Origin of the sequence: Sphingobacterium sp. UGAL515B_05, from assembly GCF_033097525.1 — a bacterium.
Lineage (GTDB): Bacteria > Bacteroidota > Bacteroidia > Sphingobacteriales > Sphingobacteriaceae > Sphingobacterium.
In genome coordinates, this window is sequence record NZ_CP109907.1 from 688,480 (window position 1) to 703,655 (window position 15,176).

Genomic DNA, 15,176 nt, shown 5'->3' on the forward strand with positions numbered 1-15,176 from the left:
AACTCACTATTATAATTAGTATGGCAAAAAACAACATAAATTTTGTCGTAATGGCCGCGCTTTGTCTTAGTACTGGCGCACTATACGCACAAACCACTATAAAAGGAAAGGTAGTCGACAACAATAACAATCCTATTCAGGGGGCTACAGTTACCGAAACAAACAGTAAAAAACAGGTTCAAACAGATGCAAATGGACTATTTGAATTCCCTTCGACCGGAAGCTCACTTAACATCAGCATTCAATATATTGGCTTTGAAACTAAGACTGTTCAAACCAATACTACAGGTTTCACTACCGTTCAACTCCTGCCTGCGACTTCTCAACTGGACGAAGTTGTTGTAACGGCATTAGGTATTTCACGTGAGAAAAAGTCACTGGGTTATGCCGTACAGGAAGTTAAATCTGTAGAACTTCAAACGCGGCCTACCAATGCCCTCAGTGCCTTGTCCGGAAAAGTTGCAGGACTTCAAGTAACGACCTCAGGCGGAAACATGGGTGGGTCTTCCCATGTTTTGCTGAGAGGTATTAACTCAATCGCGGGAAATAATCAACCTTTATATGTCATTGATGGTACCCCTATTGATAATACCGATTTGAACTCTTCTTCTACTATCAACGGAAGTGCCGGAAAAGATGTTGGTAATATGATACAAGATATCAACCCCGATGATATTGACAACATTTCGGTATTAAAAGGGCCATCTGCTGCTGCTCTTTATGGTTCTAGAGCAGCCAACGGGGTTATACTGATTACGACCAAACGTGCATCAAAGGGTGAAAAAGTAGATATTTCCTTAAATACCGGGGTTGATTTTGAAAATATTGTTCGATTACCCAAAAGACAACATCTCTATGGTCAAGGGTATTCTACAAGCTTCCAAACCCAAAATATCAATGGAACAGACTACAAAATAGTCGATTATGCCGCAGATGAAAGCTGGGGACCAAAACTCGACGGCACGCCAGTGCTTCAATGGTATAATCTGAACCCTGAAGATGAGGCCAACTATTTAAATCCGTCGCCGTGGATTTATCCCAAAAATGATGTTAGTTATTTCTTTCGGACAGGTGTATCCAACACCAACAATTTTGCCATAGCTGGCAATAGCGGAAATACAAATTATCGCTTTTCCTACACTAATAAAAATGTAACGGGAACAACACCTAACTCCAGTTTGGGACGTAATACATTTAACTTCTCAGGAGGTACACAATTAGGTAAATTGAAGATTAATTCGAATTTTAACTATATCCGTAATGCATCAGTAGGCCGTCCATGGACTGGTGCTTCCAATAGAAATATTATTCTTGAAGCGTTCCAATGGGGAGCTGTACAAGTCGATTACAAAATATTGGAAAACTACAAACGTGAAGACGGAACTCCGTTAGCCTGGAACAGAACGGGATGGCAAAATACGCCTGCCGCCGAGGCGACCCGTTTTATTGATAATCCTTATTGGTCCGCCTATGAGTCGTACATGGAGGACAATAGAGATCGTTTCTACGGTAATATCGGTTTACAATATGACTTAAACAATTGGCTGACTTTAGGGGCTAAAGTCCATGGAGATATTTATTCATTCCAATCCCAAGATCGAATTGCGGTATACTCGCGAAGCACTTCTCAATACGAGGAAGCCAACAATAAACTAAATGAATACAACTACGAGTTTTTAGCTACCTCCAAGAAAAACTGGGATAAATTCTCCCTTATCGGAAACATAGGCGCCAATCTTCGTGACCAACAGCGGAAGCAAGACTATGCGATTACACAGGGCGGTTTGATTATTCCTAATTACTATAATCTGAAAAATGCCAATGCAGTTAAAATTGACAACTTCCGATACCATAGACGCATTGCATCAATCTATGGTAGCTTCTCTTTGGGATACAACGATTTTCTGTATTTAGATGGAACGGTACGTAATGACTGGTCATCTACATTGCCGACCAACAACAATTCATTTATATATCCGTCCCTCACAGGTAGTTTTGTTTTTAGCCAACTGGAAGCATTTAAAAAATTGGATTGGCTTAGTTTTGGTAAAATCCGCTTGGGATGGGCTCAAGTCGGAAATGATACAGATCCTTATCAATTGTATAAAGTCTACGAACCCGAGCAATCCTTTGACGGACAAGCGTCCTATGGGCTTCCAAGCACTAAACCAAATGCTAATCTAAAACCTGAAATTACCAGCTCTTGGGAAACAGGCCTAAATATACAATTATTCAAAAATCGACTAGGATTTGATGTAACCTATTACAACAACAATTCGAAGAATCAAATCCTGCCAGTCCCTGTTTCTTCATCATTCGGGTATGCGGGAAAAGTATTCAATGCTGGAAAAATCAATAACCAAGGAATTGAAGTCGTCTTAAATGGCACCCCTATCAAACACGAAAATTTCACTTGGGACGCGACAATCAACTGGGCTAAGAATAAAAACAAAGTCATTAAATTGGATGATCAGGTCAACACATTGAGCTTAAGCAATTCCTTGGTCGAGCTCGTTGCGCGTGAAGGAGAATCCTATGGTCAATTTTTGGGTTACGACTTTGTCTATGCTCCGGACGGACAACGCGTTGTCCAGGCAGATGGCACCTACATGAAAACATCGCAGTTGGTTCCTTTAGGGTCAGTACTGCCCGATTTTACCTTCGGTATCCAAAATACCTTCCGTTACAAAAACTTTAGTCTAGGCTTCTTAGTCTCGGGTCGTGTGGGTGGAAAATTCTTCTCACAAACCTATAAAGTTGGTATGTATTCTGGTATTTTGGATAAGACAGCTGCAAATAATATTCGTGAAACGGGTGTCGTCCTGAATGGAGTTAAGGGAGATGTTGCATTCCATAGTGATGGTTCGTATGATGTGAGTAACATCCAACAGAATACCACTAATATTACTGCACAACAATGGGCGCGCAATGAATATAATGGTCCAACAACATTTTCAATCTTTGATGCAACGTATGTTAAATTAAGGGAAGTTACTCTGGGTTACAATTTCAGATTGACTAATCCCAAAATTATCAAAAACATTGGCGTGAATGTATACGGACGTAATCTTTGGAACATTTATACCAAGAGTAAGTATATTGATCCAGAGTTCACATCTAGCGGTGGAAATGTTCAGGGTATTGAAGGTGGAAATATACCTCTTCCGGTTACTTATGGTTTTAATGTTAATCTTAAATTCTAGAAGATGAAACTCATCATGATTTACTCCATAATGTTAGACCGGATAAATCTGATCGTTCATCAGCTTTAAAAGATAAACCAAGTGCAACAGATTCATCGATAATCAGAACAAGCACTTATAAATAAATATACACAGATGAAAATATCAAACATACTACATACTTCATTCATCGGCCTATCGCTTATTGCTACTTCGTGCTCGAAATCCACATTTAGCGATATCAATACAGATCCGAATCGACCTGCTTCTGTTACAACGCCAACAATTCTAGTGACCGCCGAAAAACAGCTAGTCAATGCATTACGAAGTGAAGAGGTAAGCCTACGAGGTGCTCAATTATTTGCACAGTATTTCAGTCAGAACATTTATACGGACCAATCTCGTTATCAAATACCAACAAGCTATTCAGACAACTATTGGACTGCGACCTATAAATCGCTTAATAATTTAAATGAAATTATTAAGCTTAATACCAATGAAACCACGAAAGCGATTGCCGCAGCGGGAACAGCTGGTACAAATACCAATCAGATTGCGATAGCAAGAATACTTAAAGCCTACGCTTTCCAATCGCTAACAGATGTTTTTGGTGATATCCCCTATGAATCCTATGGCAATAAAGATGCAGATTTTGAAGCGCTACAGCAGGATCCGGATAACCTGACGCCAAAATATGCAAGTCAAGAGAAAATCTACAAAGACATTCTCAATGAATTACAGCAGGCAGCTGATACGCTAGCAAAGTATCCAACAGCCACGACTTTCGGAACAGCTGATATTATTTATAAAGGATCAAATAGTAGCTGGGCAAAATTCGCCAATTCGTTACGTCTCCGTGTTGCGAATCGGATCAAAGGCAAAGACGCCGCTTTGGCAACGACACATATCGCCGATGCTATCAAAAAAGGTGTATTCACATCTAACAATGATAATGCGGTATTTAAATACTCCAAAACATCACCAAATGAAGCACCATTGTTTAGAGCAACGGTAACTGCCAATCGAAAAGACTTTGCAATTTCTAATGTGATTATTGAAACTTTACAAGGCAATCGTGGCCCTTTTAAAATTGCAGATCCACGTCTATCAAAATTTGCTAAACCGACAAGCTCAGGAAATGTTTACTACGGCCAACCCTATGGTCTCCCCCTAGCAGCGGGCAATCTATTTCCTGTAGACAAAATATCATTGCCGAGTGACATTATCAACGCTGCAGATTACGGGGAGGTACTTATAGAATATTCGGAAGTTGCCTTCATTTTAGCTGAAAACAACAACTGGGATCAATCTAATTACGAAAAGGGTGTTCGGGCTTCTCTTGAAAAATGGTCAGTGCCTTCTGATGAGGTAGCAACCTATCTGAGTAAACTTCCCGCTGCGAATAAGGAAAATGTACTTTCGCAAAAGTACTTAGCACTTTTCAACCAAAGTATCGAATCTTGGTCCGAAATCAGAAGAACAGGGTATCCGTTATTCCTAATCAAGAAAGGTGATATTACATGGACCGGAACAGTAGAAGGCAAACCTGTTACATATACTTTCACGCCTGAGGTAGGCAACACAATCCCAAGCCGTTTGGTTTACCCATTAAAAGAACAAAGTACCAATAAGACGAATTATCAAAGTGCACTTTCACGACAAGGAGATGATGTGATAAGCACCAAATTATGGTGGAATAAATAAACTTAGGTATTTCAATCAGCTTACACCTGAGGCTTAAGCCTCAGGTGTTTTTTATTAATATATTTCTTATCTTCGTATAGCACTCTAAAGAATAAAATGTTATGGACGATCAAACATTAGACAGAATAGACGAACTTAGCGAGGAAGGAAACATCCAATGTGATGAAGGCAACTATCAGGCGGCGATCCGGGTGTGGACTGAAGCACTTGATCTAGTCCCTAGTCCACAACATGTGCATGCGGAAAGTCTCTGGCTCGAAGCTTCCATAGGAGATGCCTTTTTCTTACTGGACGATTTTGGCAATGCCCTCTCCCATTTTGAAAAGGCAAAACAGAACATTATCGAAAATGCTTACGAAAACCCTTTTATCATGCTGCGCTTAGGACAGTGCTATCTGGAAGACAATAATAGCGAGTCTGCCCAAGAATATCTTCTTCGCGCCTATATGATGGAAGGAAGAGATATTTTCGAAGATGAATCACCTAAGTATCTTAAGTTTTTAGATGACAATATCGATTTGGATTGATAATAATCCGTCAAAACGAATCGATTACTTCACCAACTTCCATAGGGAGATCGGACTCCAGAATGGAAGCTCCTTCCGTAAATATTGCTTTATACTTTTCAGCGCGTTCTGCCTTTGTATTCAACTTATCGTAAGTGGGCGCAGCTGAAATCATGCACATCACACCTTTGTTGTTGAAGAATTGATACATCTTCAAATTGGAATCCTTTAGTTCCGGCCCAATATAGACAATCATACGGTCGTAGGGTAATTCAGAAGATTTGAATTTTTCCAATGCAGCCTGATCTTTGATATGCATGGACATATATTGTTCGGGATTCTGCGCCAAATAAAACGCTGCCTGTTCAGTATTATGTACCGTAACCCATACCCAACTGTAGGCATTGTATTTTTTTAGTATTGCTGCTGTAGCCGTCAATGGTAAGTCTTTTTTATCTAAGTTGAGGATGGTTTTACCCTTTGCCCATTGAATGACTTCCTCAAGTGTATTAATGCCGTAGCGGGTAATGTTTCCGGCTTGATCTTTCAATTTCAGCTTACGCAATTCATCCCAAGTATAGTCATATACTTTTCCTTTTCCATTTGTGGTTCTATCCAATGTCGCATCGTGCATCAAAATAGCAACACTATCCTTCGTGTAACGCGGATCGATTTCAAAAATAGCCGGTGTTTTTCGCAATACAGCTTCAAATGCCGCAATCGAATTTTCAGGAAGTCCAGCCTCAATCGTTCCCCGATGACCGCTTACAATTCTTTTCCCTTTAGCATAAGTAAAATAATCACGCATCGCCTGAGGAGATTCAAACTGTAGGGAATGGATTTTTTGCCCAAAAACTACTGAGTAGAAGGACAAACAAAGAAATAAAAATAAAAATGTTCTTCTCATTAATTTATCATTATAGCTGAATTGATCAACCGAAACTATCAAAAAATATAGGACTAAATTAACTATCCAAAATCAATAAATCTTTAACAAGCTGTTCAATTAATGTAAACAGCCAATCCATCGGATAATGGCCTCATATCGATAAAAAACACCTAATCTAGTTTCATATTAGCCAGCAGTTAAATAATATACCAAATCAGCTTGAAAATCATACGATAACAACTAAAAAAAATGTAAAAATAACCTATAGCTGTTGGCACAACTATAAAATAAACTATATTTGCGCATTAATTTATATTTGATCTAAATAAATTACCATGAAAAACAGAACACGATATATGATGTTCAGCAGTGGAATTCTTTTGCTATTAAGTGCTCAGCTACATGCACAAGAATTATCCCTTATCGTAAAAGACAGAGACAATAAACCATTAAGCCAAGCGAATATCAAAGTTGACGGAAAAAGCGTCGGCTATTCTAATCAACTCGGACAATTCATTTTTGCCAAAAGACCTGCGGCTAATCCTATTCAATTGCGGGTATCATACACAGGCTTTTCAACGGTTGAAAAAATGGTCAATTTAGATACCGTTCAACGCCCATTGTCAATTCAGCTTAATTCTACTCAAGTATTAGATGAGATTATCGTAACAGCAGGACGTAAGCCGGAAAGCATCTCCACTGTCCCTTCTTCAGTAACGATCTTGACCACAAAAGAAATTGAGGCCCAAAGCCAAATCAGCACCAATCTTTCAACAATTTTAGGGAATACTGTTCCCGGTCTTGGAACATCGACCAATAAAGCGACAAACTCCGGACAAACACTTCGTGGGAGATCTGTGCTTGTTTTGATCGACGGTATTCCGCAATCTACGCCTTTGATGAATGGACAACGTGATCTTCGGACCATTGACCCGAGTGTCATCGAACGGGTTGAGGTTATCAAAGGTGCTACATCCATCTATGGAAATGGCTCCGCAGGCGGTATTATCAACTACATTACACGCAATCCATCGAAAGACGCAGCTCCGATACAAGGGATCACAAGTGTTAGAACTACATTCAATCCAGTTCATAGCGCCGGCACAATGGGCTATCGCATAGGACAAACCTTATACGGACAAAAAAATAAATGGAATTATACCGTCAGTGGATCCGCCGATTACGTTGGCCTGCAACGCGATGGTGACGGGGTTCCCCTTGGTCAGACAGACGGCCTTTCGAACACCTATCAATACAATGCGTTTCTAAAAGCCGGGTACCGTATCGATAGCAGTTCCAATATTACGGCAGTATACAACTTCTACAGAAGTAACCAACACAACAGATACATCAGCCAAACAGGTGTATATGGTCAAACGCCAACGATAGGCGTGAAAGGCGAAGATCCAGGTAAGCCTGCTGGAACTCCGTATAACCATAATGCCATGTTGACCTATACTAAAAGTAATCTATTCGCCTCGACATCTTTAACCGCTTCTGCATACTACAATACATTTCGATCCATGAACCGTTATGTTGAGAAAGCTTCTGCATGGTATGGTCCGGGACAAACACAGATCAATTCGGAGAAAAAAGGCTTACGCGTCAACCTAAACACACCTTTTCAGGTATTGGGTTCAAATGCAGATATCACCTACGGTGTAGATTTACTAAATGATGTAACAGATCAAAATCTGACCGACGGCAGGGTCTATATTCCCTATATGAACATGTTAAACGTTGCTCCATACGCCCAGGTAAAAATTGATTTCCTAGAAAATTTAATCTTTAAAGGCGGTGTACGTTATGAAAATGCAACAGTCAAAATAAAGGATTTCAATACCATCGCTACAGGTCCCAACAACGAAGGAAGTATTGCCGTGAAAGGAGGCAATATCCCCTACAAAGGAGCGACCTTCAATGCAGGTTTGCGTTACAACAAATTCGCGATCTTTAATCCCTTCGTGAGTTTCTCACAAGGTTTCGCAATCAATGAGCTCGGCCGTATTGTACGTCGGGCAACAGATAATGATTTAGATAGCCTAAAAACCGACCCTATTATCACCAATAATTACGAAATCGGATTCTCAAGTAATTACAGCATTTTCCAGTTATCGGCATCTTATTACTACAGTACTTCAAAAATGGGCGTTGAACTGGTGGACATTGGCGGTTACCTGATGCCACAACGCCTTCCGGAAGATGTGTATGGGTACGAAATTGCATTAAGCGCTAATATTTCACCTCAATTGACCATCGGTGGAACCTATGCCTATGTGGAAGGAAAATCAAAAAAAGACGATGGATCAAAATCCTACCTCAATGGCTCACGTATCTCGCCAGACAAAGCAACGGGATACATCTACTATACTCCGATCAAACCCTTAACCTTTCAGCTTTTTTGGGTGCATACCGGATCCCGGGATCGCTTTGTTCCAAACGATAAAGGCGTATACAAAAACAGCGAAGGCCCCGTTAAGGCCGTTGACCTATTTAACTTAAACGGAAACTACCAAGTAAACAAACAATGGTCTATCGGTATGGGGGTAGAGAACTTATTCAATAAAAACTATTACCCTGTTGTCAGTCAATATCGCGCCTTAAATGAAGAATACGTCAAAGGACAAGGTATGCTGGCCTCATTTAACATCAACTACAAATTCTAATATGTTTAAAACTGTCGTTCTTTGGTTGCATAAATGGCTCGGAATCATCACCGGAGTTGTGGTATTCATCCTAAGCCTGACGGGTAGCATATACACCTTTCAGGATGAGCTCAAGCTCTGGGCTTATCCTGAAAAATATTTTATCTCCGACACAACCAACCACTCCAAAACTCCGCTACCTTTAAGCACACTTCTTTACAACGCACAGAAAAGCCTCGAAAAAAATCAAAAAATCACGCGGGTTGATCTCTATCCTTCGAAAAATCGTACTTGGGTATTTCGTGCCATAAAAACGGACGAAAAAGCATTTGGCCATTGGAATTATTACCGCTATTACAAACGCGTTTTCGTCAATCCATATACTGGTCAAGTACAGCAAGTAGAAAATTCAAAAACAGAATTCTTTCAACTGGTGCTTCAGCTTCACCTAAACCTCCTCTTGGGCAAGCAATATGGCCATCCTATCGTCGCCTGGTCAACGACCATTTTTGTCCTTATCTTACTTAGCGGCATCGTTCTTTGGTGGCCAAAAAAATGGAAGGGCAAGAATCTCAAGCGCAGTTTTTGGTTAGATACCAAAGTAAAATGGAAACGACTGAACCACGACCTCCACAATGTCATCGGATTTTACAGTTTATTTATCGGATTGATTTTTGCCATTACGGGGCTCGCTTTTGCTTTTCCGGATTTCAAAAAGACCTATATCGCAACATTCAGTTTATTGCAGTCGCCAACAGCTTCTTCCACACACAGTTCCCCTATACCCTTGCCCGCTGTGGAAAAGAAATTTCAGGACAATGCGCTGCGGTATGCCTTAACAAATTATCCGGATGCTGAAATGATGTCGATCCGACTAAAAAAAGAAACCGAAACAGCAATGGATATACAGGTGAGACATCATGAAAAACGAAGTGGTGTATTTGACTGGCTTTATTATAATAAAAAAGACAGCAGTCTCACAGCAGTCAAATCCAGCAACGAATTGCAGTATGGGGATAAGCTCGGTGCACTTAACTATGATATTCATACCGGTGGCATCGGTGGGCTCACAACAAAAATTATCGCTTGCCTCGCCAGTCTCTTTTGTGCTTCCTTGCCCATCACAGGATATATCATCTGGATGAATAAAAGCAAAAAGAAGAAAAAGAAAGGTTATCAACATAATGTTAATAAGTACTGTTAATAACTGTATTTTTCTTTTAAACAGGTTTTCAACAGCGTTATTAACATAATGTGGAAAACTAACCCTTACCCTATTTACCGACACCATCTCTTGTGTAATTTATAGAAATGCGATAAACCATCTGAAAAAAACAACATACAAGACAAAAAGACGACAACCTTTAAAACGAGAAGATCCCAACACGAAGCTGTGCGAACAGCGCAAATACTAAAAAAGGAAGCATTCTTCGACAGAAGGAGGCAAAGCACACAACCAAAAAAGAAAGTCGCGCGAGAAAAAAAAATCCGATACACAGAAGTGTACCGGATTTCTTCAATAACAAACCAACAAAAACATACTAAAGATTCGGATTTCGAACCGTCTCTTCGTATGGTATAGCAAATAAATAATAAGGACTGTTTTCAACAAAATTAGAACCATTAGGAAATTTAGTAACCCGGTGCCCTTGACCATTAACCAGCTTAGGCTTACCGTCTGCACCTACAATTTCTACTTGAATTGGTTTTCCCTCCGCATCAAGATAGGACTTACGCACAACCTTTCCCTGAGTCCGGAGAATATCCGACAAAGCAAATCCTTCACCCCAAAGTTCCTTGCGTCTTTCAATAAGAATGGAAGCAATTAATTGTCCATTATCATTTCCTGAAAACAGTTTAGCGTTTCTAGCCGCCCGTAATTTATTCAGCGCTGCTACTGCTTTATCGTTTTCACCAGCTCTTGCATAACCTTCAGCCGCTATCAAAACCATTTCAGAAGCACGCATGTATACAATATCTCCAATTAAATTGGACTTAAACTTAAACTTCTTATACCGTAGGAAACCTTCCCGACCGGGTAAATTATCCCATTCAAATAAAGCGTAACGCACATCACTGGTATCGAATAAATCTTTAAAATAAGGATCGGCCATAAAACTATAGTAATAAGATCCAGCTGACGACACATCCAAATAATGAAATGTATAACTTGCCACATTTTGCTCGTTAGTCTGCTGATGTCCCCAAATCCACTCACTATTTCCAAGATCATTAAAACCGGCCTGATAATCTGACGGAGTCATTAAATTATACTTCTGCGCTGCTTTTTCGGCATATTCAGCGGCTAACTTCCATTCGCCTACTTGCAAATAGGTCCTCGCAAGCAGACCATACACAACATTAATATTTATTTCATATTTTTCACGTATACCAGCCGAGGCTAATAATCCTTCACTGTCTTTGAGATCTTTCAATATAAGCTCATACACTTCTGCCTGTGTGGACCTTGGTTTTCCTTCAGTCGACAATGTACTTGGTTCCGTATAAATTGGAACCGATTTCGCATTTTTATCCTTTAAATAGCTAAATTGATAAAAGGTTGCCAAATTCAAATAGGAAAAAGCGCGCAAAGCTTTTGCTTTTCCTTTCAATACATTCTTAGATTCAACAGCCCCTTCAGCACCATCCACTTTCGCGATCACGTTATTCATATTATCGATCACTTTATAAAACATAATCCAAAAAGAATTGACACGATTAGACCGATTGTTTGTTAATTCGGTAAATGCATACGCATCGCGATAACCGTATTTGGTCGTCACCGCAACATCACTTCCCATCGCATCACTTGTACGCATTACTGCCGTATAGCCTGGATTGGCATAAGTAAAATAGGTATCATTTAAGTACTTCCAGGTACCGTTGATCACCGTAGCAACATTGTCGGTATTTTTAAATACTTCACCTTCGGGCACAGAAGTGGTCGGATCCAATTCAAGCGCATCCTTACACGATGCATTCATTAAGGAGAGCGCCAATATGATATATACAATTTTTAGTTTCATGATTTTCATTTAAATTCTCAGATTAACAATAAGGCATTAAAAAACAAGCTGAATACCACCGGATATTGTTCGCATTGCCGGATAGCGAAAATAGGTCGCCCCATTCACCGTCTGTTCTGGATCCATTCCTTGATGAGCATAAAATGTCAATAGATTTTCGGCAGTTGCAAAGACACGAAGTTTTTCTACACCTATCCGCTTCAATAAATCCGAAGGTAATCTATAGCCCAAACTCACATTTTTAAGGCGTGCATAAGTGCCACTGTAAAGAAAACGTGTGGACGAAGAGGTCCAATTCAAATTATCAGTTGTCAATTTGGGCACATCGGTTTGCGTATGCTCAGGCGTCCAGCGCTCGAGGATCTCCTTGGACCAAGCACGTCCCGGATTATTACCACTATGCATAAGCTGAATATAATCGTTATCTAATATCTGTCCACCCAAACTAAAACTCAACAAAGCAGACAAATCAAAATTTTTGTAGGCGAAACTGTTTTGAATCCCACCGACAAGATCTGGCAATGAAGTCCCGGCAATAAAATTACCGGCCTTGCTGTATTCCGAAGTTTTTTCACCAGTTTTATTACCATCCTTATCAGCAGTATACCATTGCGGCAGACCGTTCTCTGGATTTACTCCAGCCCATTCCGGCAGATAAAAATCATAGATACTTCCGCCTACACGCAAAAGTTTATTCCCTGTAATGATCGGCTTGTTATCCTTCGGCAACGCTGTAATCTTGTTTTTGTAATGCGAAAGATTGACGTCTAAATTCCATTTAAAATTTTCATTTCGAACCGGGACAGTACGAATATCCACGTCGACACCCGTATTTTTCAGCGCACCAATATTTGCATCATAGCCCGTATACCCTGTTGAATAAGCCATTGGCATAGTAAACAGCAAATCCTTACTCCGACGGTTAAAGTACTCCACACTCAATGAAACGCGGTTATCAAATGCAGAGACATCGACACCTACGTTCAAATTGAGGTTCGACTCCCATTTTAGATCTGGTGTAGCCAACCGACCGGTATACGTTCCGCCTTTACCCAAACTATTTGCAATGGTATAAAGTCCTTTATAAGCATAATAGGTACCTAAATTATCGTTTCCTTGTCCGCCATAACTTGCTCTTACCGTCAACTGATTAATCGTTGTGTTATCCTTCAAAAATTCTTCCTGTTTCAGCTTCCATGATCCTCCCACAGACCAGAATGTTCCCCAACGTTTTGCTGGCGAAAAGCGCGACGAACCATCGGTACGCAACGAAGTTGATAAATAATACTTATTGTCATAGTTATATTCCGCTCTTCCCAAAAAACTCAACAACCTATAATCAACACTAGATCCTGTAAAATTATTGAGTTGTGAAGCAGCAGCAGGTTCATCGAAGTAAGGGAGCACAAATTGCTGTCTGCTACCATTGATGTTACTACTGTTAAAATCATAGTATTCCTGACCGGCCAAAACATTGAGGTAATGCAAACCAAATTGCTTCTCGTAAGTCAATAAATTATTCCAGGTCTGCGCTACTGTACGAACATTTGAACGATAGACATATCCACCGGTATTCACACCATCTCCCAACAAAGGATTGGTATAGTCGTGTGTATTCCCATTGATATAATCAACATTATATGTCGACTTAAATTTTAAATTTTTGGAAAACAACACTTCGAGATAAGTTCGTGCAGATAGATTTTCCCGACGGATATCATTCCTATCCAAAGGAAGAGAGGCTGCTAGGTTACTGCGTGGTGTGGCACCACTTGGCCGATATTCTCCAAAATCATAAATCTTATTTCCAGCTCCATCAAGCACATATGAACCATCCGCATTACGCTCGTAGTATGGATAAAAAGATGGCACCAGTCTCGTAAAATTTATGATGTTAGCCGTATTGCTGTCTTCAGACTGCGGATATTTTTGTTGTGTACTGCTACCACCTATATTGAGACCGACATTTAACCAGGATTTCACCTTACTGTCGATATTTGCGCGTAGATTGTACCGCTTAAATCCAGATTCGATCGCTATACCCTGATCGTTCAGATAACCACCTGAAATATAATAGGTGCTTTTGGCACTACCTCCGCTAAATCCTAGGTCTGCCTGTGTACGCACTCCAGTACGTTGCAATACGTCGGTCCATGGATCATCCCATAGTGTCTTCGCACCAGCAACCAACTTACCATCTACTCCGACCGGCTGCGGGTATTGACTGCCATACGGATTGATATTTAAATCTGTCAATACGGTCTTGCTTGCGTTGGAGGCCGCTTGCTCTGCTGTAAGGCCATCTGACAGGTTTTTGTTTCTCAAAGCTTCCCAATAGAGCTGAAAATATTCATCGGTCGATACCTGATCATAGTCACGGACTGCACGGGTTGAATAGCCCTGTGTAAAATTGAGATTAATCTTGGTGTTGTCGGAAGACACACCGGACTTAGTTGTAATAATAATCACACCATTCGCCCCTCTGGAGCCGTAAAGTGCACTTGATGCTGCATCTTTTAAAACGGAGATAGACTGAATGTCATTCGGATTGATGGAGTTGATATCCCCGGCATAAGGACTACCATCCAACACGATCAGAGGTGAACTGGAGGCATTAATGGAGCCGATGCCCCTAATACGGATGGCTGCTTCAGTACCTGGTTGTCCCGAGGACGCTACGGACTGTAAGCCCGGTACCTGTCCCTCCAAGGCCTTCGTAATATTTGATACCTGTCTATTTTCAATAGCTTTGCTGCTCACCGTACTGACCGATCCAGTTATGTTTGTACGTTTGGCAGTACCGTAAGCCACCACCACCACCTCTTCCAAATCTGTACTGGAGGGTTTCAAGGACAATGTTAAGTTTGTACTTGTTGCTTTCAGCTGTTGAGATTCATAACCTACAAAAGAAAATTCCAATACAGGTAATGCGTCACCTGTGACATTGATTGTAAACTCTCCTTTTGAATTCGTTAAGGTTCCTTGATTTTGCCCCGAAATGCGAACATTTACTCCAGGAAGTAGGTGACCGGTATTGGCATCAACAACTTTTCCTTGTATAGCCCGCTGCTGAGCATACAACCTGTTCATAGTAATACCTGATAATGCTATCGCAGCAATAGGAATGTATTTAAGTTTTGCGTACATCGTAAGAATGCTTTACTAAATAAGTTAAGTGTGATTAAATACAAAAAACACAGTGGCTCCTTGCATTCCAACAAAAT

8 protein-coding genes are annotated in these 15,176 nt (G+C 40.4%); 5 read left to right on the top strand and 3 right to left on the bottom strand.

Annotation, left to right across the window (positions count from 1 at the left end; translation table 11 throughout):
• The first annotated feature begins 20 nt into the window (after positions 1–20).
• The 3 genes from OK025_RS02720 (at position 21) to OK025_RS02730 (ending at position 5,413) form a co-directional block, all read left to right on the top strand.
• Positions 21–3,203 carry a SusC/RagA family TonB-linked outer membrane protein gene (locus OK025_RS02720; protein WP_317668251.1) on the top strand — a complete coding sequence of 1,061 codons (3,183 nt, stop codon included), beginning with the start codon at positions 21–23 and terminating at the stop codon, positions 3,201–3,203.
• 135 nt (positions 3,204–3,338) lie between these two features.
• Positions 3,339–4,886, top strand: a complete 1,548-nt coding sequence (locus tag OK025_RS02725) for a SusD/RagB family nutrient-binding outer membrane lipoprotein (RefSeq protein ID WP_317668252.1) — start codon at positions 3,339–3,341, stop codon at positions 4,884–4,886.
• Positions 4,887–4,987: 101 nt separating this feature from the next.
• On the top strand, positions 4,988–5,413 hold the full coding sequence (locus OK025_RS02730) for a tetratricopeptide repeat protein (protein WP_317668253.1): 426 nt from the start codon (positions 4,988–4,990) through the stop codon (positions 5,411–5,413).
• A gap of 10 nt (positions 5,414–5,423) precedes the next feature.
• Here OK025_RS02730 and OK025_RS02735 read toward each other — a convergent pair whose 3' ends face one another.
• A complete protein-coding gene (locus OK025_RS02735) occupies positions 5,424–6,299 on the bottom strand; it encodes a glycerophosphodiester phosphodiesterase family protein (protein WP_317668254.1) in 876 nt (291 codons plus the stop codon).
• Between the two features lie 317 nt (positions 6,300–6,616).
• Here OK025_RS02735 and OK025_RS02740 point away from each other — a divergent pair, with 317 nt between their 5' ends.
• Positions 6,617–8,947, top strand: coding sequence for a TonB-dependent receptor (locus OK025_RS02740; RefSeq protein ID WP_317668255.1), 2,331 nt, complete (start codon positions 6,617–6,619; stop codon positions 8,945–8,947).
• A gap of 1 nt (position 8,948) precedes the next feature.
• Positions 8,949–10,130, top strand: a complete 1,182-nt coding sequence (locus OK025_RS02745; protein WP_317668256.1) for a PepSY-associated TM helix domain-containing protein — start codon at positions 8,949–8,951, stop codon at positions 10,128–10,130.
• Between the two features lie 337 nt (positions 10,131–10,467).
• On the opposite strand, the gene OK025_RS02750 is transcribed toward OK025_RS02745, so the two are convergent.
• Positions 10,468–11,952 (bottom strand): RagB/SusD family nutrient uptake outer membrane protein, encoded by a 1,485-nt coding sequence (locus OK025_RS02750; RefSeq protein ID WP_317668257.1) that lies wholly within the window; start codon positions 11,950–11,952, stop codon positions 10,468–10,470.
• Positions 11,953–11,988: 36 nt separating this feature from the next.
• On the bottom strand, positions 11,989–15,099 hold the full coding sequence (locus OK025_RS02755) for a TonB-dependent receptor (protein ID WP_317668258.1): 3,111 nt from the start codon (positions 15,097–15,099) through the stop codon (positions 11,989–11,991).
• Positions 15,100–15,176 lie beyond the last annotated feature (77 nt).

Coding starts and splice junctions, on each gene's coding strand:
- OK025_RS02720 (WP_317668251.1), top strand. CDS start 21: ATGGCAAAAAACAACATAAATTTTGTCGTAATGGCCGCGCTTTGTCTT.
- OK025_RS02725 (WP_317668252.1), top strand. CDS start 3,339: ATGAAAATATCAAACATACTACATACTTCATTCATCGGCCTATCGCTT.
- OK025_RS02730 (WP_317668253.1), top strand. CDS start 4,988: ATGGACGATCAAACATTAGACAGAATAGACGAACTTAGCGAGGAAGGA.
- OK025_RS02735 (WP_317668254.1), bottom strand. CDS start 6,299: ATGAGAAGAACATTTTTATTTTTATTTCTTTGTTTGTCCTTCTACTCA.
- OK025_RS02740 (WP_317668255.1), top strand. CDS start 6,617: ATGAAAAACAGAACACGATATATGATGTTCAGCAGTGGAATTCTTTTG.
- OK025_RS02745 (WP_317668256.1), top strand. CDS start 8,949: ATGTTTAAAACTGTCGTTCTTTGGTTGCATAAATGGCTCGGAATCATC.
- OK025_RS02750 (WP_317668257.1), bottom strand. CDS start 11,952: ATGAAACTAAAAATTGTATATATCATATTGGCGCTCTCCTTAATGAAT.
- OK025_RS02755 (WP_317668258.1), bottom strand. CDS start 15,099: ATGTACGCAAAACTTAAATACATTCCTATTGCTGCGATAGCATTATCA.